General features: G+C 72.9%; 9 protein-coding genes. 8 read left to right on the top strand and 1 reads right to left on the bottom strand.

Annotated features, from left to right (window positions below):
• Positions 1 to 19: 19 nt before the first annotated feature.
• The 3 genes from ACIG87_RS03625 (at position 20) to ACIG87_RS03635 (ending at position 3,318) form a co-directional block, all read left to right on the top strand.
• Positions 20 to 1,201, top strand: a complete 1,182-nt coding sequence (locus tag ACIG87_RS03625; protein ID WP_396847821.1) for a substrate-binding domain-containing protein — start codon at positions 20 to 22, stop codon at positions 1,199 to 1,201.
• Positions 1,202 to 1,207: 6 nt separating this feature from the next.
• Positions 1,208 to 2,080, top strand: a complete 873-nt coding sequence (locus ACIG87_RS03630) for a sugar phosphate isomerase/epimerase family protein (protein ID WP_396847822.1) — start codon at positions 1,208 to 1,210, stop codon at positions 2,078 to 2,080.
• A gap of 161 nt (positions 2,081 to 2,241) precedes the next feature.
• Complete coding sequence (locus tag ACIG87_RS03635) at positions 2,242 to 3,318, top strand: cellulose binding domain-containing protein (RefSeq protein ID WP_396847824.1); 1,077 nt, start codon at positions 2,242 to 2,244, stop codon at positions 3,316 to 3,318.
• 94 nt (positions 3,319 to 3,412) lie between these two features.
• On the opposite strand, the gene ACIG87_RS03640 is transcribed toward ACIG87_RS03635, so the two are convergent.
• Positions 3,413 to 4,138, bottom strand: a complete 726-nt coding sequence (locus ACIG87_RS03640; protein WP_396847826.1) for a hypothetical protein — start codon at positions 4,136 to 4,138, stop codon at positions 3,413 to 3,415.
• A 344-nt stretch (positions 4,139 to 4,482) separates the two neighbouring features.
• Between ACIG87_RS03640 and ACIG87_RS03645 the strand changes: the two genes are divergently transcribed.
• Genes ACIG87_RS03645 through ACIG87_RS03665 form a run of 5 tightly spaced genes read left to right on the top strand, consistent with a single transcriptional unit; the run spans position 4,483 to position 23,518 of the window.
• Entirely contained in the window at positions 4,483 to 5,466 is a 984-nt protein-coding gene (locus ACIG87_RS03645) for a Gfo/Idh/MocA family protein (RefSeq protein ID WP_396847828.1), read from the top strand.
• A complete protein-coding gene (locus ACIG87_RS03650) occupies positions 5,463 to 6,425 on the top strand; it encodes a Gfo/Idh/MocA family protein (protein WP_396847829.1) in 963 nt (320 codons plus the stop codon). Before ACIG87_RS03645 ends, ACIG87_RS03650 begins: the two co-directional genes overlap by 4 nt.
• A 33-nt stretch (positions 6,426 to 6,458) precedes the next feature.
• The gene (locus tag ACIG87_RS03655) at positions 6,459 to 6,776 is read left to right on the top strand and encodes a DUF5988 family protein (RefSeq protein ID WP_396847831.1); all 318 of its coding nucleotides are present in this window, start codon (positions 6,459 to 6,461) and stop codon (positions 6,774 to 6,776) included.
• A gap of 40 nt (positions 6,777 to 6,816) precedes the next feature.
• A complete protein-coding gene (locus ACIG87_RS03660) occupies positions 6,817 to 8,010 on the top strand; it encodes a cytochrome P450 (RefSeq protein ID WP_396847832.1) in 1,194 nt (397 codons plus the stop codon).
• A gap of 40 nt (positions 8,011 to 8,050) precedes the next feature.
• Positions 8,051 to 23,518 (top strand): type I polyketide synthase, encoded by a 15,468-nt coding sequence (locus tag ACIG87_RS03665; RefSeq protein ID WP_396847834.1) that lies wholly within the window; start codon positions 8,051 to 8,053, stop codon positions 23,516 to 23,518.
• Positions 23,519 to 23,526: the final 8 nt, after the last annotated feature.

Below are 23,526 nucleotides of genomic sequence, written 5' to 3' on the forward strand. Positions count from 1 at the left end.
GAGACAAGGGGAAACCATAGTGCGACGTTCCATGGCGGCGCTGGCCGCTGTCACCCTGCTGTCCCTCATCGGCTGCGCCACCGACGAGCCCGCCGCGGGCCCCTCGGGCAGTACCTCCGCCGCCGGATCGGGCACCGGGGAACAGTCGAAGTTCTTCGTGCAGGCCGACTACGACGCCGAGCTCGCGCTGCTCGACGCGGCCCCGACCGGCCCGGCGGACAAGCCGTGGGAGCAGATGCTCAACCCGACGATGGTGGACACCGCCAGGTACAAGAAGGCCGGGCCGCACAAGATCTGCTTCTCGAACGCGGCGCTGAACAACCCGTGGCGGCAGGTCGGTTTCAAGACCATGCAGGCCGAGGTCGAGGCGCAACGCAACCGGATCAAGGAGTTCGTGCACGTCGACGCCGAAGGCAAGGACCAGAAGCAGATCGCGGACATCAACGACCTGCTCGGCAAGGGCTGCGACGCGCTCATCGTCTCGCCGAACACCACCGCCACGCTCACCCCGGCCGTCGAGGCCGCCTGCCAGGCCGGGCTGCCGGTCATCGTCTTCGACCGCGGGGTCAACACGAAGTGCCCGGCGACGTTCATCAACCCCATCGGCGGTTACGGCTTCGGCCACGTCGGCGCCGAGTTCGTCAGCCAGCGGACGAAGCCCGGCGGGAAGGTCCTCGCCCTGCGGATCCTGCCCGGTGTGGACGTCCTGGAGACCCGCTGGTCGGCGGCGAAGGTGGCGTTCGACAAGGCGAAGGTCGACGTCGTGGGGGTCGAGTTCACCGATGGCGACCCGGCCAAGACCAAGAAGATCGTCGACGACTACCTCCAGCGGTACGGCACCATCGACGGGGTCTGGATGGACGCCGGAGCGGTCGCTGTCGCGGCGGTCGAGGCGTTCCAGGACGCGGGCAAGCCCGTGCCGCCGATCAACGGCGAGGACCAGCTCGACTTCCTCAAGATCTGGAAGGACAAGAACCTCACCGCGGTCGCGCCGACCTACCCGACCTACCAGTGGCGTACGCCGATCATCGCCGCGTTGCGGATCCTCGACGGCCAGCAGGTGTCCAACCCCTGGAAGCTGCCCCAGCCGACCATCACCCGGGACAACCTGGACCGGTACCTCGACCCGGGCATGCCGCCGCTGCACTACGCGATGTGCGGCTGCACCGACCTGCCCGGCTATCCGCAGCGGTGGAAGTAGGCGCCGGTGTACGCCATCGGTGTCAACCCCTGGGTGTGGGCCTCGCCGGTCGACGACGCGGCCCTCGCCGAGCTGATCCCACGGATCGCCTCGTTCGGCTTCGACGCGGTCGAACTGCCGATCGAGCAACCCGGCGACTGGGATCCGGTCCGGACCCGGGACCTGCTGGCGGCGCACGGCCTCGTCGCGGCCGGCGTCTGCGCGGTCACCCCACCGGGACGCGACCTGGTGAACGCCGCTGCGGCCGTGGTGGAGTCGACCGCCGCGTACCTCCTGGGGTGCGCGGCGAGCGCGGCGGCCGTCGGTGCGCCGTGCGTCGGCGGCCCGGTGTACGCCTCGGTCGGCCGCACCTGGCGGATGTCGCCGGCGGCGCGGGCGGCCTGCTACGCGGACTTCCGGCGGGCCCTGTCGCCGGTGGCCGAGCAGGCTGGTGAGTGGGGCGTGAGCATCGGCGTCGAGGCGCTGAACCGCTACGAGACGAGCGTCGTCAACACCGTCGAGCAGACGATCGAGCTGATCGACGGCCTGCCGGCGAACGTCGGCATCATGATCGACACCTATCACATGAACATCGAGGAGGCCGATCCGTACGCGGCCCTCTCCCTCGCCGGCCGGCACATCAAGCACGTACAGGTCAGCGGCACCAACCGGGGGGCACCCGGTGCGGACCACTTCGACTGGCCGCGCTTCTTCGCCGTCCTGCGGGACACCGGCTACCGGGGCGCGGTCTGCATCGAGTCGTTCACCGCGGAGAACGAGACCATCGCCACCGCGGCGGCGATCTGGCGTCCGTTGGCGCCCTCGCAGGACCGTCTCGCGACGGACGGCCTGCGTTACCTGCGGGAGGTCACCGCCGGGCCTGCGGCCGTGGCCGACTGAGGCGGTGTCCCGGGTGTGGCGCACGGGGGCGGTGACGGGCCGGTCGCCGTGCCGTCCTGCCGGCGGCAGGACTGTCTGCTGTGCCTTGACAGGAAGGTCGAACCGCAGGACAGTCGTCATATATATCGACGTCTAACGATATTATCTGGGCGGGGTGCGCCATGAGGAAGTCACTGCTGGCCGTCGTCATGGCAGCCGCTGTCGCCGTGACCGGGATGGTCGCCGTGGTCGCGCAGTCCAGCGCGGCGAACGCGGCGGCCGGGTGCCGGGTGAACTACGTCGTCAACAGCCAGTGGACCGGTGGCTTCAGCACCGACATCGCGATCACCAACCTGGGCGACCCGGTCGACGGATGGACGCTGCGGTTCGCCTTCCCCGCCGTCGACCAGCAGCTCGCGCAGACCTGGAGCGCCACCTGGAGCCAGTCGGGCCAGCAGGTCAGCGCGACCAACCTGGGCTGGAACGCCGCCCTGGGCACCAACGGAACGGCGAACATCGGCTTCGTCGGTACCTGGTTCGGTAACAACCCCGCGCCCAGGTCGTTCACGCTCAACGGTGTCGCGTGCAGCGGCGGCGTCCTGCCCAGCGTGACGCCGACCCAGACGACGCCGCCGCCGGTCGCCGACTACCCGGCGATCGTCACCTGGCTCAGCCCGGCTGCCGGCGCGATCTACCCCGCGCCAGGTCCCGTCCCGCTGGCGGTCACCGCGACGGTCGGAGGCGGCCACCACATCACCTCGGCGTCGTTCCGGGTGAACGGCGTCGTGGTGGCCCAGGGGGTGCGGACGACCGGTGACCGGTACGAGGCGCAGTGGACCCCACCGGCCGGGGAGCCCGGGACCAGCACCACCTTCGTGCTGGCCGCCTCCGCCGGCACCGACCAGTCGCTGTCCGGCGGTGCGCCGCCGCGGCTGGTGACGGTGGTGACGCCCGCGTCCACCGGCACCAACCAACCGCCGACGGTGGCGCTGAGCACCCCGGGCGGGCAGACGTACTTCCTCGAACCGACGACGGTCACGCTGGTGGCCGACGCCACCGACACCGACTCCGGGGACGTCGTCAGCCGGGCGGAGTTGTACCTCGGCGCGACCCGGGTGGCCACGGCCACCAACAGCGGACAGCGCTACCAGTTCGAGGTGGACCTGGCGGCCGGCACGTCGTACACCTTCACCGTCCGGGTCTACGACTCCCACGGGGGCGTCGGCATCTCGAATCCGCTGAGTCTCAGCGTCCATTAGACGCCGACGCCAGGTTCCCGGCGCGCGATCGGCCGACGGACCAGTTCGAGGGCGGTTGCCCCGCCTGCCGGTCCGTCCGGGCCCCAGGCCGGGATCAGGTCGCCACCGTGGCCGCGGCGGCGGCCAGGAGGCTCCGGAGCCTGGCGTGCGGGAACTCCTCTTCGGCCCCCGGTCGGGTCACCCGGGTGCTGTGGAAGGGGGTGGCGTGGTCGTCGTCCTGCGCGGCCCACAGGTTGCCCGCCTCGTCGCGGTGCCACACCACCTGCTGGCCGCGGAAGTCGGCGCGTTCGAGCCAGTCGACGCCGCTGGGCCAGTAGCCGTCCCAGCCCGGGGGCCGCAGCACGCCGTACGCCGCGTCCACGGTGGCGACGGCGGCGTCCACGTCGTCGTCCTCGAAGACCGCGGCGAACCGGCACAGCAGGGCCATCGGCGCCCCGGGGTGCGACAGCAGTGGATCTCGCATGCCGGCTGCCCGGCAGATCAGCTCGAGCTCCGACCAGCGCAGCGCGTACGGGTGCCAGTGCGCCAGATCGTCCCAGCCCAGCCCCGCCAGCTCGGCGGAGCCGGGGCCGGTGACGCCCAGCTCGTACGCGCTGAGCCGAGTGTCGACGTCGAGCACGACGAACTGGCCGCCACCGACGTCGAACGTGGCCCTGAGCGCGCCGTCCTGCCCGTCGTCATCGTCGTCGTGGTCGTCGTCGAGTAGGTCCTCGATGGCGCCGAGCCGATCGGCGCCGGGGCCGTCGTCTGCGGCAAAGGTGTACCGCGCCCAGAACACCGGATCCTGCAACGATTCGCGTAGGGGTGCTGGGATTCCCATCTCACGATCATTGCCTGTCGGTACGACATCCCGCAGGGCAGGGTCGTCGGTCCGTCGTGGCTCCGGTGGGCCGTGCCGTCGATCGCGGCGGATGCCGCGGTCGCGCGCGTCGGTCTGCCGCCGGACGTCCGTCGAGGCGGCGGTCGGGTCCGGGCCGCTTGCGCGCCGATGCGGGCGATCGCGCTCGGCGGGGCCCGCCGAGAACGCGGCGGATCGGTCACCGGCCCGAACTACCCACGTTGGTTATGGCCCCTGACGAGCAGGTTGGGCGAATCTGATCAGGCATAGATCTGTGCCTGTGAGCTTCGGAGGTCCGGCATCTGGCGGAAAGGGTGGGAATTGTCATGCGACAGCTTGAGGTGGCGCTGATCGGCGCGGGACTGATTGCACGTTTCCATCTGGACGCGTGGATCGGCGCCGGGGCGGCTGTCCGTGTCTATTCCGACGACGGCCGCGCCGCCGATCTGGCGCGCGATTTCGGCGTCAGAGCCGTCGGTTCCCTGGCCGAGGCGCTGGACGGCGCGGATGCCGTGGACATCTGCACCCCGACCGGCACCCACCGCGAGATCGCCCTGGCCGCGATGGCCCGGGGCGTGGGTGTGGTGTGCGAGAAGCCGTTGGCGGCCACCACCGCCGAGGCCGAGGAGATCGTCGACGCGTCGGAGCGGGCCGGTGTGCGGCTCTACCCGGCCCACGACGTGCGGTTCGCCCCGGCGTTCGCGCGGCTCCACGAGCTGGTGGCGTCCGGGCGGGTGGGCGAGGGAACGGTCGCGCGACTCCACTTCTCCGCGTACCACCCGAGGCCCTGGACAGGGCAGGCGTCGGCGCAGTCCGGCGGAATCCTGACCGACCAGATGCTGCACGGTGCCGATCTGGCCTACTGGATCTTCGGTGAGGTCATCCGGGTGCACGCCTGCTACCAGGGTGAGATCGCCGCGCCGGCCCCGGAGGGGGCGGTGGCGACCGGAACCGCCGTGCTCACCCACGCCAACGGCGCGATCAGCCAGGTCGTGAGCCGGTGGACGGCCACCCCGAAACCGCCCGTCCGGGTGGCGTTCCATGTCTCGGGCACCGGGGGGAGCGTGACCTACGACTCCGAGTGGCCCCAGGAGGTCCGGGTCGCCGACGGCGAGGCCGGGAGCTTCGGCTATGCCGGGAAGTCGGTGTTCGCCACCGAGATGCACGAGTTCGCCCAGGCCTTCCTGGGCGGGCCCGAGCCGCGCCTGGGGGCCCGTGACGCGCTGGCCGCGGTCCGCATCACCCAGGCGGCAGCCGAGTCCGCCTGGACGGGCCGTGCCGTGGAGCTGACTGTGAAGGGAGTCGCATGAAAGTCGCCGTCCTGTCCTTCGCGCACGAGCGCGCCGACGCCTACGCCCGCCTGCTGCACGACATGCCCGACGTCGAACTGCTCCTCGCGGACCCCGACGGTGCGCCCGACGACCAGGTTCGGGGCCGGACCGTCGCCAGGCAGCTCGGGGTGCCCTACGCGAGTGACTGGAACGAGGTGTTGGAGTGGCTCCCCAACGCCGTCGTGGTCACCAGCGAGGTCGGCCGTCGCCGGGAGCTGGTCGAGCGGATGGCCGAGGCGGAGGCGTTCGTGCTGTGTGAACAGCCGCTGGCCCTCAGTGAGTCGGACGTCAAGGAGATGGTGGACGTCTGCGACATGGCGGGTGTACGGCTCACGCTCGCGTCCCCGGCCTGCTACAGCGAGGCGTTCGCCGCCGTCCGCCGGGGGATCGCCGACGGCGTGGTCGGCACGCTGACGACCATTCACGGCACGTACCACACTCCGCCGGTGGCCGGCGCGGCTGGCGGAGCCCTTGCCGCCAACGCCCCGTACCTGCTCGACCTGGTGGACATGGTGCTCGACGGGGAACCCGCAGAGCGGGTGTACGCACAGGCGAACGACGTGCTCGGGGGCGGGCAGGGCCCGGAGAGCGCGGTGGTGGTCACCGTCTCGTACCGGAGTGGGACGGTCGCCTCGCTCGACTGCAGCTGGAGTCCGTCGGCGGCGGGCGGACCGGCCCTGACCTTCATCGGGGACAAGGCGAGCGTGGAGTACGACGCGGTGCCGCAGCTACTCGGTGGATTCGATGCCGCGACCGGCGGTGACCGGCGGGAACCAGGCGGGGAGGACCTCTACCCGTTGATGCTCAGAGAGTTCCTCGACACGTTCGAGACCGGCAAGGGAACCGGCCCGGACGGTCAGGTCGGGCTGCGCACGCAGCGGATCATCCAGGCTGCCTACGAATCGGTGCGCACCGGGCAGCCCGTCGACATCGGATGACGACGTCGGCCCGGCCGGGGCCGGGATCCGCGCATGTTGATCACCTCTCGTGAAGGTGGAGCCAGCGTTGTCGCCGGCGGTGATCGCGCGCCCAGGTTTCAGGCGGAATCGATCCGGCGAGAGTGGGAGAAAACGATGAGTGTCACGCAGGTGGAAGTCGTCCTCAGTGGTGGACCGATCGATTTGTCGACGACGCAACGCAGCGTCCCGGAGGCGGCCCTGGGGCAAATACTCAAGATTCGGCACGGGGCCGGGTACGAGCATTTCGTGCACGACGGTGAATACCGGACGGTGAACGGATATGAAGCCGCCGTATTCCGCTGGACCGGCCGCACGAAGATCGCCGAATAGCAGCCGTTCACCCGCACACCGTCCGAGGGAGAAGGATTCCATGACCGACGCCATTTCCTTCGAGGCGCCGTGGGCGCGGACCGACAAGTTCGACCCGCCTGCGGTGTTCGACGAGCTGCGGGCACAGCGTCCGCTCGCGCGGATGCGCTACCCGGACGGGCATGTCGGCTGGATCGCCTCCAGCTACGACCTGGTGCGTGAGGTCCTCAGCGACCCGCGGTTCAGCCACAGTTGCACGGTCGGTCACTTCCCGGTGACGCATCAGGGGCAGGTGATCCCGACCCACCCGTTGATCCCCGGCATGTTCATCCACATGGACCCGCCCGAGCACACCCGCTACCGCCGGCTGCTCACGGGGGAGTTCACCGTCCGTCGGACGAGCCGGCTGACGTCGTTCGTCGAGGCCGTCGCCGCCGAGCAGATCGAGGTCATGCGGGAGCACGGTGCGCCGGCGGATCTGGTCGAGACCTTCGCCCAGCCGCTGGTGCTCAGGGTGTTGTCCGAGATGGTCGGCCTGCCGTACGGAGAGCGTGACCGCTACCTGCACGCGGTCACCCTGCTGCACGACGCGGAGGCGGACCCGGTGGCGGCGGCCACCGCCTACGCCGAGGCGGGGGCGTTCTTCGACGAGATCATCGACAGGCGTCGCCGGCAGCCCGAGGACGATCTCATCAGCACCCTGGTCGCCGACGAGGAGCTGACCGGGGAAGAAGTGCGCAACATCGTCACGCTGCTGCTGTTTGCGGGATACGAGACCACGGAGAGCGCGCTGGCCGTCGGCGTGTTCGCGCTGCTGCACCACGCGGACCAACTGGCGATGCTCCGCGCGGAGCCGGCGCGGCTCGACGCCGCGATCGAGGAGCTCCTGCGCTACCTCACGGTCAACCAGTACCACACGTACCGCACCGCTCTGGAAGACCTCAAGCTGAACGGTGAGTTGATCAAGAAGGGGGACACCGTCACGGTGTCGCTGCCGGCGGCCAACCGTGACCCGGCCAAGTTCGAGTGCCCCGCCAAGCTGGACATCGACCGGGAGACCTCGGGTCACGTGGCGTTCGGCTTCGGCGTCCACCAGTGCCTCGGTCAGAACCTGGCGCGTGTCGAGCTGCGTGCCGGTCTGTCGGCCCTGCTGCAGGCGTTCCCCCACCTGGGGCTGGCCGTTGCGGCCGACGAGGTGCCGCTGCGCCTGCAGGGGTCCGTCTTCGCGGTGAAGAACCTCCCCGTCCGTTGGTGAGCGTTCCTCCCCGCTGATCCTCGAAAGGACCTGCCACGCCGTGCGTACCGACCTCATCAGGCCATTGCCCGTCACGCTTCAGGAGAACGCGGCCCGTTTTCCCGGCAAGGTGGCTTTCGAGGACGACCGGCGGGCAGTGACGTACGTCGACCTCGAGGCGCGGACGCGCAGGCTCGCCGGACACCTGACCGGCCTCGGCGTCCGGCCCGGTGACCGGGTTGCCATCTGGCTGCGTCAGTCGGTGTCGACGGTGGAGAGCTACCTCGCGGTCGTGCGCGCGGGTGGCGTCGGGGTGCCGCTCAACCCCGCCTCGGCGCAGGCCGAGCTGGAGTACCTGCTGGCCGACAGCGGCGCCACGGTGGTCATCACCGATGCCGCGCAGGCGGGACGACTCCGGTCGATGCCGCACATCACGCCGCTGGTGACCGGTGACGAGGTGCCGCCGGGAGCGCTGTCGTACGACGCGCTCGCCGGCACCGAACCGGACCAGCCGGCCGGGGACGGCCTCGGCCTCGACGACGTGGCCTGGATGTTCTACACGTCGGGGACGACCGGCCGCCCCAAGGGCGTCCTCTCGACGCAGCGCAACTGCCTGTGGTCCGTCGCCTCCTGCTACGTGCCGATCCCGGGGCTGACGGACCAGGACCGGGTTCTCTGGCCGCTCCCGCTGTTCCACAGCCTCTCGCACATCGCCTGCGTGCTGTCCGTCACCGTGGTCGGCGCGACTGCCCGGATCATGGACGGTAGTTCCACGCAGGACGTGCTCAGGGTGCTCCACGCGGAAGAGTCGACCTTCCTGGCCGGGGTGCCCACGACGTACCAGCACCTGGTGACGGCCGCCCGGCAGCACGGTTTCTCGGCACCCCGCCTGCGCATCGGCCTGGCCGGCGGAGCGGTCCTCGGGGCCGGGCTGCGCCGGGAGTTCGAGGAGACCTTCGGGGTTCCGCTGGTCGACGCCTACGGCAGCACCGAGACGTGCGGCGCCATCACCATCAACCCGCCGGACGGCCGGCGGGTCGACGGGTCCTGCGGCCTGCCCGTGCCGGGTGTCGGGGTCCGCATCGTCGACCCCACCACCGGGCTGGACCTTCCCGTCGGCGCTGAGGGGGAGGTGTGGGTCAAGGGACCGAACGTCATGGTCGGCTACCACAACAGCCCGGAGGCGACCGCCGAGGCGCTGCGCGACGGCTGGTTCCGCACGGGTGACCTGGCCCGGCGGGACGACGCCGGGTACTTCGCCATCTGCGGCCGGATCAAGGAACTGGTCATCCGGGGTGGGGAGAACATCCACCCCACCGAGGTGGAGGCGGTGCTGCGGACCGTCCCGGGTGTCGCCGATGCGGCCGTGGCCGGCGTGCCGCACGAGACGCTCGGCGAGGTGCCGGTCGCGTACGTGATTCCCGGCCCGGACGGGTTCGACGTCCAGGCCCTGCTGACCCGGTGCCGCGAGCAGCTCTCCGCCTACAAGGTGCCGGAACAGGTCCGCCAGGTCGCGCACATTCCGCGCACCGCGTCCGGCAAGGTCCAGCGGCGTCTCCTGGCCGAACAGCCCGGCGAGGTGCGGTACACGGCGACCGATCACCACGACGCGCTGGTGAACGTCGCCGAACCGGACGCCGCCGTCGCGGCGGCCCTGCGGCGTCGCCTGTCGGAACGTGACGAGCGCGCACAGCTGGCCCTCCTGGACGACCTGGTCCGGACGCAGGCCGCGGCGGTGCTGGGACAGCCGGGGCCCGAGTCGGTGCCGGCCGACCGCGCGTTCCGCGACCTGGGCTTCACCTCGCTGGCCATCGTCGAGCTGCGCAACCGGTTGACCGCGAGCACCGGACTGCGGCTGCCGACCAGCGTCGTCTTCGACTACCCGACCTCGCTGGCGCTGGCGGGCTGTCTGCGGGCCGAGGTCCTCGGAGTCGACCGGACGGCGGTCGAGCCGGTGCCGGTCGCCGACCCCGACGAACCCATCGCCATCGTCGGTATGGCCTGCCGGCTGCCCGGCGGGGTGACGGGACCTGAGGACCTGTGGAATCTGGTGGCCGCCGGAGTCGACGCCGTCGCCGAGTTCCCCGACGACCGGGGCTGGGACCTCGAGCGGCTGTTCGACCCGGACCCTGACCGTACGGGCACCTCGTACACCCGGCACGGGGGTTTCCTGCGCGATGCCGGTATGTTCGACGCCGGGTTCTTCGGGATCTCGCCGCGTGAGGCGCTGGCCATGGACCCGCAGCAGCGGCTGCTGCTGGAGACCTCGTGGGAGGCGCTGGAGCAGGCCGGCATCGACGCGTCGTCGTGGAAGGGCGCCGACGTCGGCGTCTTCACCGGCGTCTTCGGCCACGGCTACGGAACCGGCGTCGACGCGCCGGAACTGGAGGGCTTCACGACCACCGGGTCGGCTGCCAGCGTGGCCTCGGGGCGGGTGTCCTACGTGTTCGGCTTCGAGGGGCCGGCGATCACCGTGGACACCGCGTGCTCGTCGTCGTTGGTGGCGGTGCACCTCGCCGCACAGGCCCTGCGGCAGGGCGAGTGCTCTCTCGCGCTGGCCGGCGGGGCGACGGTGATGGCCACCCCCGACACCTTCGTGGAGTTCTCCCGGCAGCGGGCACTCGCTCCCGACGGCCGGTGCAAGGCGTTCGCCGACGCAGCCGACGGCACCGGCTGGGCCGAGGGCGCGGGCGTGATCGTGCTGGAGCGGTTGTCGGTGGCGCGGGAGCGCGGGCATCGGGTGCTGGCGGTGGTACGGGGCAGCGCGGTGAACCAGGACGGCGCGTCGAACGGGTTGACCGCGCCGAACGGCCTGTCGCAGCGGCGGGTCATCCGTCGGGCGTTGGCGGCGGCGGGACTGTCGCCCTCCGACGTGGATGCCGTGGAGGGGCACGGCACGGGGACGACGCTGGGTGATCCGATCGAGTTGCAGGCGTTGCTGGCGACGTACGGTCAGGACCGGGTTGCCGGGCGGCCGCTGTGGTTGGGGTCGTTGAAGTCGAACATCGGGCACGCCCAGGCGGCTGCCGGTGTCGCTGGTCTGATCAAGATGGTGCAGGCCCTGCGGTACGGGGTTCTGCCGGCGACCCTGCACGTCGATTCCCCGTCCACCGGGGTGGACTGGTCCGCCGGTGACGTGGAGCTGTTGACACAGCCCCGGGAGTGGCCCCGTGCTGGTCGTCCGCGGCGGGCCGGGGTGTCGTCGTTCGGGGTGAGCGGGACCAACGCGCACGTGATCGTGGAGGAGACGCCCGACGAGCCGGTTGCCGCCGAGGTGCCGCCGGCGGGGGTGGTGCCGCTGGTGGTGTCGGCGCGGAGCGCGGTGTCGTTGGCCGGTCAGGCGGGTCGGCTGGCCGGGTTCGTCGAGCGGTCCGGTGTGCCGTTGGCGGGGGTGGCCGGGGCGCTGGTGTCGCAGCGGGCGACGTGGGGCGAGCGGGCCGTCGTGGTGGCGGGCTCCGTCGACGAGGCGCTGGTCGGCCTGGGTGCGGTGGCCCGTGGTGAGCAGGCGGCCGGTGTGGTCACCGGCGGCGTGGACGTGCCGGGCCGGGTGGTGTGGGTGTTCCCGGGACAGGGGACGCAGTGGGTCGGCATGGGCCGGGAGCTGCTGGAGTCGTCGCCGGTCTTCGCGCAGCGGGTGGCGGAGTGCGCGGTCGCGCTGACGCCCTGGATCGACTGGTCCCTGGTGGACGTGCTGCGGGGTGTCGCCGAGCCGGGGTTGACGGACCGGGTCGACGTGCTGCAACCGGCGTCGTTCGCGGTGATGGTGGGCCTCGCGGCGGTGTGGTCGTCGGTCGGCGTACGGCCCGACGCGGTGGTGGGTCACTCGCAGGGTGAGATCGCGGCGGCCTGCGCGGCCGGTGCGTTGTCGCTGGCGGATGCGGCGCGGGTGGTGGCGTTGCGCAGTCAGGCCATCGCCTCGGTGTTGTCGGGGCACGGTGGCATGGCGTCGGTGGTGTCGAGCGAGGAGGAGGTGCTGGCGCACCTGACGCCGTGGGCGGGCCGGGTGGAGGTCGCCGCGGTCAACGGGCCGTCGTCGGTGGTGGTCGCCGGTGAGGTGCAGGCGTTGGACGAGGCGTTGGCGGTGCTGGCGGAGCGGGGGGTGCGGGTCCGGCGGGTGGCGGTGGACTACGCCTCGCACACCCGGCATGTGGCGGGCATCGAGGAGACGCTGGCCGAGGCGTTGGCGGAGGTCGACGCCCAGCCGCCGGTCGTGCCCTTCTACTCCTGCGTGACCGGCGGATGGGTGCGGGGCGCCGGGGCGGTGGACGGCGCCTACTGGTACCGGAACCTGCGTGACCAGGTGCGGTTCGGCCCGGCGGTGGCGGACCTGGTCGGCCAGGGGTACGGCGTCTTCGTCGAGGTGAGCGCGCATCCGGTGCTCGTCCAGCCGATCAGCGAGATCGTGGCCGACGCCGACGTGCTGGTGACGGGCACGTTGCGGCGTGACGACGGTGGTCTGCGCCGGCTGCTGACCTCGATGGCCGAGCTGTTCGTCCGGGGGGTGCCGGTCGACTGGGCCAGGATGCTCCCGCCGGTGTCCGGCCGGGTGGACCTGCCGACCTACGCGTTCGACCACCAGCACTACTGGCTGCGGTCGGTGCAGACCGCGACGGACGCGACATCGCTGGGGCAGGTGACCACCGGTCACCCGCTGCTCGGCGCGGTCGTCAGCCTGCCGAACTCGACCGGATTCGCGGCCACCTCGAGGTGGTCGTCGCGGTCGCTCCCGTGGCTCGCGGACCACCTCGTGGCGGAGGCCGTCCCGGTGCCGAACGCGGCCCTGGTCGAGGTGGCCATCCGGCTCGGCGACCTGGCCGCCGCCCCCGCCCTCGAGGAACTGACCGTCGACGTCCCCGTGCTGCTGCCCGCGCGCGGCGGTCGCGACATCCGGGCCGTCGTCGGCGAGCCCGGCGAGACCCGACGGCGCTCCGTGGAGATCTACTCCCGTGCCGTGGACACCCCGTTCGACGCACCGTGGACGCGTCACGCACACGGCACGCTGGCCCCCGCGGCCCCCACCGCCTCCCGGACGGCCCGCCCGGAGCCCGGAGCCGCCACCGACGTCAGCCTGGACGACACCGCCGCGCGGGACGCCGGACGCTACGGGATGCACCCCGCGCTGCTCGACGCGGCCGTCCGCACCGTCCTGCCCGACGGCACGCTCCCGACCGTGTGGACCGGGGTGACCCTGCTGGCGTCGGGGGCCACCGCGCTGCGGGTGCGGCCGGGCACGACGGCGCAGCGGGGGACCGCCCTGGCGCTGACCGACGCCACGGGGCACCCCGTCATGACCGTCGACGGCGTCCTCGGCACCCGCGTCTCCCCCGAAGCGGCGGGCGGCTCCGCCGCGCTGCCGCCCGACGCCCTGTTCCGCGTCGAGTGGACCGAACTGCCGCTCCCGCCGGTGGACCGCGTCCTCGACGTCGTGCCCGTCGCGACCGGCGAGGACGTCGCCGCGGCGACCGCGGCGGCACCGGACGTCCTGCTGTACGAGGCGGTCACCGGGGATCCCCGGGCATCGGTCAACGCCGCGCTGGCGCTGCTCCAGGCCTGGCTCGCGGAACCGGCCCTGGCGGACACCCGGCTGGTCGTCACCACCGGGGACCACACCGAACTCGACGCGGCAGCGGTGTGGGGTCTGGTGCGCTCCGCGCAGTCGGAGCACCCGGGGCGGATCGTGCTGGTCGACCTCGACGACGCATCCCGGTCCGTGCTGCCGGCGGTGCTGGCGACCGGCGAGCCGCAGCTGAGGGTGCGCGACGGCGTCGCGGAGGTGCCGCTGCTGGCCCGCGTCGCACCCCAGGTCGCGGCGGAGCGCCGTCCGCTCGACCCCGACGGCACCGTGTTGATCACCGGGGGTACGGGGACACTCGGCGCCACCACGGCGCGTCATCTCGTCACCGCGCACGGCATCCGGCACCTGGTCCTGGCCAGCCGTCGCGGCCAGGCCCCGGACCTGCACACCGAGCTGACCGCGATGGGGGCGTCGGTCAGGGTCGTCGCCTGCGACGCGGCGGACCGGGCCCAGCTCGAGGCGGTGCTGGCGGCGATCGAGCCCGAGCACCCGCTCACCGCCGTGGTGCACACCGCGGGTGTCCTCGACGACGGGGTGCTCACGGAACTGAGCCCGGAGCGTGTCGACACCGTGCTGCGGCCGAAGCTGGACGCGGCGCTCAATCTGCACGAGCTCACCCGGGACCTGGACCTCGCCGCGTTCGTGCTGTTCTCCTCCGCGGCCGGCGTGCTGGGCAACCCGGGGCAGGCCAACTACGCCTCGGCCAACGCGTGCCTGGACGCGATCGCCCGACAGCGGCACCGGCTCGGCCTGCCCGCCGTGTCCCTCGCCTGGGGCTACTGGACGTCGGTCAGCGCCATGACCCGGCACCTGGGGGTCGCGGATCTGAGCCGCCACCAGCGCGCCGGCATGGGCGGTCTGTCCGCCACCGAGGGAATGGCGCTCCTGGACGCCACCCTCGGCACCGCCGACACGGTGGTCGCGGCGAAGCTCGACGTGCCCGCCCTGCGGAAGGCCGCGGCGGGCGGCGATCCGGTCCCGCCGCTGCTGCGTGGTCTGGCCCCGGCACCACGACCGGTGGCCAGCGCCGCGTCCGGCCCCGCCTCGCTGGCCGAGCGCCTCGCCGGTCTCGCCGAGTCCGCGCAGACCGAGGTTCTGCTCGACCTGGTACGCCGGCACGCCGCCGCGGTGCTCGGACACGCCGACGCCCATGCCGTCCACCCGGGCCGGACCTTCAAGGACGCCGGCTTCGACTCGCTGACCGCGGTGGAACTGCGCAACCGGCTGGCCGTCGCGACCGGGCTCACGCTGTCCCCGGCCATGGTCTTCGACTACCCGAAGCCGGCAGCGCTCGCCGGGCATCTGCGCACCAGGCTTCTCGGTGGCACGCCGCGCCACCCGGCCGCGTCCGGTGCCCCCGCCACGACGACCGACGAGCCGATCGCGATCGTGGCGATGGCCTGCCGCTTCCCCGGGGGCGTGCACAGCCCGGAGGACCTGTGGCGGGTGGTGGCCGACGGGGTCGACGCGGTCACCGAGTTCCCCCGTGACCGTGGGTGGGACACCGAAGGGCTCTACCACGAGGATCCGCACCACGCGGGCACCTCGTACGTGCGCCATGGCGCGTTCCTCGACGACGCCGCCGGATTCGACGCCGCCTTCTTCGGCATCTCGCCGAAGGAGGCGTTGGCGATGGACCCGCAGCAGCGGCTGCTGCTGGAGACCTCGTGGGAGGTGTTCGAACGGGCCGCCATCGACCCGACCACCCTCGCCGGGCAGGAGGTCGGGGTCTTCGTCGGCGTCAACAGCCACGACTACGACACGCGGACGCTCCAGGCGTCCGGCACCGAGGGGTTCCGCCTCACCGGAAGTTCGGGCAGCGTCATCTCCGGCCGGGTCGCCTACCTGCTCGGTCTCGAGGGCCCCGCCATCACGGTCGACACCGCCTGCTCCTCCTCGCTGGTGGCGCTGCACATGGCAGCGCAGGCGCTGCAGCGCGGCGAGTGCACCATGGCCCTGGCCGGCGGTGTGATGGTGATGGGCACCGTCGAGACCTTCGTCGAGTTCTCCCGGCAGGGGGGACTGGCACCCGACGGCCGGTGCAAGGCGTTCGCGGACGGCGCGGACGGCACCGGCTGGTCCGAGGGCGTGGGACTGCTGCTGGTGGAGCGGCTGTCCGAGGCCCGCCGCCGGGGCCACCAGGTGCTGGCCGTGGTACGCGGATCGGCGGTGAACCAGGACGGCGCGTCGAACGGTCTCACCGCGCCGAACGGACCGTCGCAGCAGCGGGTGATCCGTAAGGCGCTGGCCAACGCCGGCCTGGGCACCTCGGACGTGGACGTCGTGGAGGCGCACGGCACCGGCACGACGCTCGGCGACCCGATCGAGGCGCAGGCGCTCCTCGCCACCTACGGCCAGGACCGGCCGGCCGACCGACCGCTGTGGCTCGGGTCGGTGAAGTCGAACATCGGGCACACCCAGGCGGCAGCGGGCGTCGCGGGGGTCACCAAGATGGTGATGGCCCTGCGGTACGGCGTACTTCCTCGGACGTTGCACGTCGACCGCCCGTCCGGCAACGTGGACTGGTCGTCGGGCGCGGTGGAACTGCTGACCGAGGCGCGTGACTGGCCGGAGACCGGCCGACCCCGCCGGGCTGCGGTGTCGTCCTTCGGCATCGGCGGCACCAACGCGCACGTCGTCCTCGAAGCGGCCCCCGACCAGCCGGCGCCCCCCACACCGGAGCCGGAGCCGACCGGCTTCCCGATACCGGTTCCCGTGTCGGCGCGGACGCCTGCCGGGCTGCGCGGCCAGGCAGGTCGGCTCGCCCGGTTCCTGGACGACCGGCCCGACGTACGCCTCGCCGACGCCGCCCACGCCCTCGCCACCGCCCGCGCCCAACTCGACCACCGCGCGGTCGTCCTCGCGGCCGACCGGGGGCAGGCCGCTGCCGATCTCCGCGCCGTCGAGCGCGGTGGGACAGCTCCCGGGGTCGTCTCCGGCACCCCGGTCCCGGGGAAGCTGGCCGTCCTCTTCACCGGTCAGGGCAGTCAGTGGGCGGGCATGGGACGCGAGCTCGCCGAGACGTTCCCGGTCTTCCGTGACGCGTTCGCCACCGCGTGCGCCGCCGTGGACCAGCACCTGGACCGGCACGCGTCGCGCCCGCTGCGCGACGTGGTGTTCGCGCCCGACGGTGAACTGCTGCACCAGACGATGTACACCCAGGGTGCCCTGTTCGCCCTGGAGACCGCGCTGTTCCGGCTCGTCGAGTCCTGGGGTGTGCGACCCGACCTCCTCGCGGGCCACTCGATCGGGGAGGTCACCGCCGCGCACGTCGCCGGGGTGTTGGACCTGGACGAGGCGGCCAAGCTGGTCGCCGCCCGGGGCCGGCTGATGCAGGACCTGCCCGCAGGTGGCGCGATGGTCGCCGTCCAGGCGAGTGAGGGCGACGTCGCGCCCCTGCTCGCCGGGGCGGCAGGTGTGGTCTGCGTCGCGGCGGTGAACGGCCCCGACTCGGTGGTGCTCTCGGGTGACGAGGACGTCGTGCTCGCCGTCGCCGCCGAGCTGGCGGCGGGTGGCCGCAAGACGCGGCGACTGCCGGTCAGTCACGCCTTCCACTCGCCGCTGATGACGCCCATGCTCGACGAGTTCCACGCCGTGGTGGCGGACCTGTCCTTCCAGCCGGGCGTCCTTCCCCTCGTTTCCACGCTGACCGGCGCGCTCGCCGGGGACGACCAGCTCGGCACCCCGGACTACTGGGTCGACCAGGCCCGCAACGCGGTCCGGTTCGGCGACGCGGTCACCGCGCTGCGCGAGCACGGCGCGACGACCTTCCTGGAGCTGGGCCCGGGTGGGTCTCTCGCCGCGATGGCGCTCAGCACGCTCGGCGTGCCGGAACAGAGCTGCCTCGCCGTGCTGCGCAGGGACGGCGCGGAAGCCACCGACCTGGTGACCGCGGTCGCGGCACTGCACGTGCGGGGCCTGCCCGTCGACTGGACGGGTCTGCTCGGCCGGCGGACCGCCACGGCGGGGGCCGACCTGCCCACCTACGCGTTCCAGCACGAGCGGTACTGGGCCGAGCCCGACGACACCGCCACGGGTGGCGCGGAGGCGCTCGGTGCCACCAGCGCCCGGCACCCGTTGCTCGGCACCGTGATCGACGTGCCCGACACCGGCGGCCTGCTGCTCACCGGCCGTCTGTCGCCGCGAAGCCCGGGACTGCTCCCCGACCCGGTCGCCCGGGTTCCGGTCGCCGTACTCCTCGAGATGCTGGTCAGGGCGGGCAACGAGGTCGGCTGCGGCAGCCTCGACCAGTTCATCGTCGAAGCGCCACTGACGGTTGCCGAGCACGGACGCACCCAGGTGCGGGTGACCGTGGACGGCCCCGGCCCGGACGGTCGGCGGGGCGTCGCCGTCCACGGCAGGCCCGATGGCGTGGCGCACGGGTCGTGGACCTGTCATGCCCGCGCCGTGCTGGTGCCCGGTGTGCCGCAGCCGACCTTCGACCTCCGGGACTGGTCGGGACCTGAGATCAACCTTCCGGACGGCCTGGCCGAGCAGGCCGCCGCGTTCACCCTCCACCCGCTGCTCGTCGACGCCGCGCTGCGCGTGCTGGCCGGCGACGACCAGCGGGACGTGTCGGCGTGCCGGGGGATGGCGGTGTACGCGGAGGGCGCCGTCGCGGCGCGGCTGCGGATAACTCCCACGCCGGACGGCCGTCACCTGCTGGAACTGGCGGACGCCGCAGGCGAACCCGTCGCGGCGATCGGCCCGGTGACCCTCGACGACGCCGTCGCGCCGGTGACGCCCGCCGTCGCCCCGGTGACGCCGGCCGTCGCGCCGCAGTCGGGGCCGCTCACCCGACGGGTGGTGCCCCGGGGCGAAGCGACCGGCGCGGCGATTCTGGGCCGGCTGGCCGGGCTGGCCGTCGCCGAGCAGCTCCGGGTCGTGATGGACCTGGTCAAGGAGAGCACCGCCACCGTCCTGGGCCATCGCGATTCGGACGCGTTCGACGAGGGGCAGGCCTTCAAGAGTCTCGGATTCGACTCGTTGAGCGCGGTCAAACTCCGTAACCGCCTGCAGGACTTCACCGGCGTCGACCTGCCCAGCACCCTGGTCTTCGACTACCCGACGCCGGTGCTCCTCGCCGCCCACCTGCGGGCCGAGCTGCTGGGTGAGCGCCGGGAAGTGCCCGCCGAGGTGGCCGGGGCCACGGTCTCCGACGAGCCGATCGCGATCGTCGCGATGAGCATCCGGCTGCCCGGCGGCGCGGACACCCCCGAGGAGCTGTGGAACCTGGTGCGGGAGCGGCGCGACGCGGTCGCCGGCTTCCCCGTCGACCGGGGCTGGGATCTCGACGGGCTGTACCACCCGGACCCCGCCAACCCGGGCACGAGCTACACCCGGATGGGCGGGTTCCTGTACGACGCCGCCCAGTTCGACGGCGGGCTGTTCGGGATCTCGCCGCGTGAGGCGCTGGCGATGGACCCGCAGCAGCGGTTGCTGCTGGAGGCGTCCTGGGAGGTGCTGGAGCGGGCGGGCATCAACCCGCTGTCGGTCAAGGGCAGCGACGTCGGCGTCTTCACCGGCATCGTCCACCACGACTACGTGACCCGGTTGCACCGGGTGCCGGACGACGTCCAGGGCTACCTGATGACCGGGGCGGCGGCCAGCGTGGCGTCCGGCCGGGTGTCCTACGTGTTCGGTCTGGAGGGCCCGGCGGTCACCCTGGACACCGCCTGCTCCTCCTCGCTGGTGGCGATGCACCTTGCCGCCCAGGCGCTGCGGCAGGGTGAGTGCTCGATGGCGCTGGCCGGTGGCGCGACCGTGATGGCCAGCCCGGATGCCTTCCTGGAGTTCTCCCGGCAGCGGGGTCTGTCCGCCGACGGCCGCTGCAAGGCCTATGCGGACGGCGCCGACGGCACCGGCTGGTCCGAGGGCGTCGGGGTCCTGCTGCTGGAGCGGTTGTCGGTGGCGCGGGAGCGCGGGCATCCGGTCCTGGCCCTGCTGCGGGGCAGCGCGGTGAACCAGGACGGCGCCTCCAACGGCCTGACCGCGCCGAACGGTCCCTCGCAGCAGCGGGTGATCCGCCGCGCGCTGGCCAGCGCCGGACTGGCACCCGGCGAGGTGGACGTCGTGGAGGGGCACGGCACCGGCACGGCGCTGGGCGATCCGATCGAGGCGCAGGCGCTGCTGGCCACGTACGGGCAGGGCCGGGATCCGGACCATCCGCTGTGGTTGGGGTCGTTGAAGTCGAACATCGGGCACACCCAGGCAGCCGCGGGGGTGGCCGGCGTGATCAAGATGGTGCAGGCGTTGCGGCACGAGCTGCTCCCCGCCACGCTGCACGTGGACATCCCCACGACCAAGGTGGACTGGTCGGCCGGGGCGGTCCGGGTGTTGACCGAGGCTCGTGACTGGCCGCGCGGCCCGCGTCCGCGCCGGGCCGCCGTCTCCTCCTTCGGGGCCAGCGGAACGAACGCGCACGTGATCCTGGAGGAGGCGCCGGCAGCGGAGCCGGTGCCGGTAACGGAGCCGGTGCCGGCCTCCCCCGAGGTCCCCGCCGCCGGTGCGGTGCCGTTGGTGGTGTCGGCGGCGAGCGCCGGTGCGCTGGCGGGGCAGGCCGGCCGGCTGGTGTCCTTTCTCAAGGGCTCCGCTGAGGTGCCGCTGGCCGGGGTGGCCGGTGCGTTGCTGTCGGGTCGGGCGATGCTCGGCCGGCGGGCCGTGGTGGTGGCGGAATCCGGTGCCGAGGCGCTCGCCGGTCTGGGCGCGTTGGCCCGTGGCGAGAACGCCCCGGCCCTGGTGACCGGCAGCGTGGACGTGCCGGGAAAGGTCGTCTGGGTGTTCCCCGGCCAGGGCTGGCAGTGGGTCGGCATGGGCCGGGAGTTGCTGGACACCTCGCCGGTCTTCGCGGCGCGGATCGCGGAGTGCGCCGCCGCGCTGGCCCCCTGGACCGACTGGTCCCTGGTGGACGTACTGCGCGGCGAGACCGCCCCCGACCTGCTGGAACGGGTCGACGTGCTGCAACCGGCGAGCTTCGCCGTGATGGTGGGTCTGGCGGCCGTGTGGTCGTCGGTGGGGGTACGGCCGGACGCCGTGGTCGGGCACTCCCAGGGTGAGATCGCCGCCGCCTGTGTGGCCGGGGCGCTGTCCCTTGCCGACGCCGCCCGGGTGGCGGCGCTGCGCAGCCAGGCCATCGCCGCGAAGCTGTCCGGTCGCGGCGGCATGGCGTCGGTCGCCCTGCCCGAACAGGACGCCGTCGGGCGGTTGACGCCCTGGGCGGACCGGGTCGAGGTGGCCGCAGTCAACAGCCCGTCCTCGGTGGTGATCGCCGGCGACGCCGAGGCGCTGGACGAGGCGCTGGAACTCCTGTCCGGCCAGGGCGTGCGGGTACGACGGGTGGCCGTCGACTACGCCTCCCACAGCTGGCACGTCGAGGACATCCGGCACACTCTCGCCGACCTGCTGGCCGGGATCGACGCGCAGCCGCCGACCATCCCGTTCTACTCGACGGTCACCGGCGACTGGATCTCCGACGGCGGGATCGTCGACGGTGCCTACTGGTACCGGAACCTGCGCCACCAGGTCGGATTCGGCCCCGCGGTGGCGGACCTGGTCGCGCAGGGCCATGCCGTGTTCGTGGAACTCAGCGCGCACCCGGTGCTGGTGCAGCCGATCACCGAGATCACCGACGGCCTGGTGGTCGGGTCGCTGCGGCGGGACGACGGTGGCCTGCCACGGCTACTGGCCTCGATGGCCGAACTGTTCGTGCGGGGCGTGGCCGTCGACTGGGCCACGATGCTGCCACCCGTCTCCGCACGGGTGGACCTGCCGACCTACGCCTTCGACCACCGGCACTACTGGCTGCACGAGGCCGACGCCACCACCGACGCGGCCGGCGCGGTCGACGGCGCCGACGCCGACTTCTGGGCCGCGCTCGAGCGCCCCGACCTGGACTCCCTCGCCGAGTTGCTGGAGCTGGCCTCGGCCGACCAGCGCGGTGCCCTGGACACCGTGGCACCCGCGTTGGCGGACTGGCGGAAGAAGCGCCGCGAGATGTCGAGCGCGGAGAAGCTGCGCTACCACGTCACCTGGCAGCCCCTCGACCGCGAGGCCGCCGGGGTGCCGGGTGGCCGGTGGCTCGTCGTGGTGCCGTCGGCCCACCGCGACGACGTGCTCCTCGCCGAGCTGGCCGGACAGGGGCTCGACATGGTCCGGCTCGAGATCGACGAACCGGACCGTACCCGGGAACGTCTCGGCGCACGGCTGACCGGGGTCCTGGCCGACCACGACCTGACCGGCGTGCTGTCCCTGCTCGCCCTGGACCCCGGCACGCCGGGCCCGACCGAGGTCGCGGCGACGACGCTCGCGCTCGTCCAGGCACTGGGTGACCGCTACGCCACCGCGCCGCTGTGGTGCGTGACCCGGGGTGCGGTGAACATCGGCATCCAGGACGCCGTCACCGCACCGGCCCAGGCTGCGTTGTGGGGTCTCGGCCGCGCCGTCGCCCTGGAGCGGCAGGACCGCTGGGGTGGTCTGGTCGACCTGCCCCCGACGAGCGACCCGCGCACGGTGCAGGGCCTGCTCGGCGTGCTGAACGCCGCCGGTGAGGATCAGCTCGCGATCCGACGGTCGGGCACCTACCGCAGGCGGCTCGTCCGCAAACCCGTGCCGGAGCCCACGGGCGGCGGACGCTGGCACCCCCGGGGCACCGTCCTGGTGACCGGTGGGGCCGAGGGGCTCGGCAGGCACACCGCCGTCTGGCTCGCGCAGGCGGGCGTCGACCGGCTCGTCGTCACCACCACCGCGCACGCGCCCGACGACAGCGTGGCGCAGCTCCGCGCCGAACTGGCCGGGCTCGGCCTGGCCACCGTGGTGGAATCCTGCGCCGACGCCGATCGGGACGCGGTCGCCGCACTGGTGTCCGCGACGGTCCCGCAGCAGCCGCTCACGGCCGTGGTGCACGCCGCCGACATCACGCAGACCAGTTCCGTGGACGACACCGGGGTGCGGGACCTCGCCGAGGTGTTCGCCGCGAAGGTGGACACCGCGCTGTGGCTGGACGAGTTGTTCGAGGACACCCCGCTCGACGCGTTCGTCGTGTTCTCGTCGATCGCGGGCGTCTGGGGTGGTGGCGGCCAGGGGCCGTCCGGCGCGGCGAACGCGGTACTCGACGCCCTCATCGAGTGGCGTCGGGCCAGGGGACTGCGGGCGACGTCGATCGGTTGGGGCGCGCTGGACCAGATCGGCGTGGGCATGGACGAGGCCGCGCTCGCCCAGCTGCGCCGCCGCGGTGTCCTCCCGATGGCGCCCTCGGTGGCGGTGACCGCGATGGTCCAGGCCGTCGGCGGCAACGAGAAGTTCGTGACGGTCGCCGACATGGACTGGGGCGCGTTCATCCCGGCCTTCACCTCCGTCCGACCCAGCCCGCTCTTCGCGGACCTGCCCGAGGCGAAGGCAGCCCTGGCGGCCTCGCAGCCCGACACCGGCGACAGCGACACCGCCGCGTCCCTCGCGGATTCCCTGCGGGGGGTCACCGACAGCGAGCAGCAGCGGATTCTGCTCCGGCTGGTCCGTGGGCACGCCTCGACGGTCCTGGGCCACGGCAGCGCCGAGGGAATCGGGCCGAGGCAGCCGTTCCAGGAGGTCGGCTTCGATTCGCTGGCCGCGGTCAACCTCCGCAACAGCCTGCACGCGGCGACCGGGCTACGGCTGCCCGCGACGCTGATCTTCGACTATCCCACGCCGGAGTCGCTGGTCGGCTACCTGCGTGCCGAACTCCTCCGGGAGCCCGACGACGACCTGGCGGGGCGGGAGGACGACCTGCGGCGCATCCTCGCGTCCGTGCCGATCGCCCGGTTCCGGGAGGCGGGCGTGCTGGAGGCCCTGCTGGGACTGGCCGACGCGGACGCCGCCGCGCCGGACGCACCACCGCCCACGGCGGCCGACGACGGGGAACTGATCGACGCGCTGGACATCGCCGGTCTGGTCCAACGCGCTCTGGGCACGACGAGCTGACCACCGAT

The sequence above is a fragment of the Micromonospora sp. NPDC051925 genome (assembly GCF_044548625.1).
Classification (GTDB): Bacteria; Actinomycetota; Actinomycetes; order Mycobacteriales; family Micromonosporaceae; genus Micromonospora.

Excerpts from the sequence above, each read along its gene's own strand:
- ACIG87_RS03640 (WP_396847826.1), bottom strand. The coding sequence starts at position 4,138 with ATGGGAATCCCAGCACCCCTACGCGAATCGTTGCAGGATCCGGTGTTC.
- ACIG87_RS03655 (WP_396847831.1), top strand. The coding sequence starts at position 6,459 with ATGTTGATCACCTCTCGTGAAGGTGGAGCCAGCGTTGTCGCCGGCGGT.
- ACIG87_RS03650 (WP_396847829.1), top strand. The coding sequence starts at position 5,463 with ATGAAAGTCGCCGTCCTGTCCTTCGCGCACGAGCGCGCCGACGCCTAC.
- ACIG87_RS03635 (WP_396847824.1), top strand. The coding sequence starts at position 2,242 with ATGAGGAAGTCACTGCTGGCCGTCGTCATGGCAGCCGCTGTCGCCGTG.
- ACIG87_RS03645 (WP_396847828.1), top strand. The coding sequence starts at position 4,483 with ATGCGACAGCTTGAGGTGGCGCTGATCGGCGCGGGACTGATTGCACGT.
- ACIG87_RS03660 (WP_396847832.1), top strand. The coding sequence starts at position 6,817 with ATGACCGACGCCATTTCCTTCGAGGCGCCGTGGGCGCGGACCGACAAG.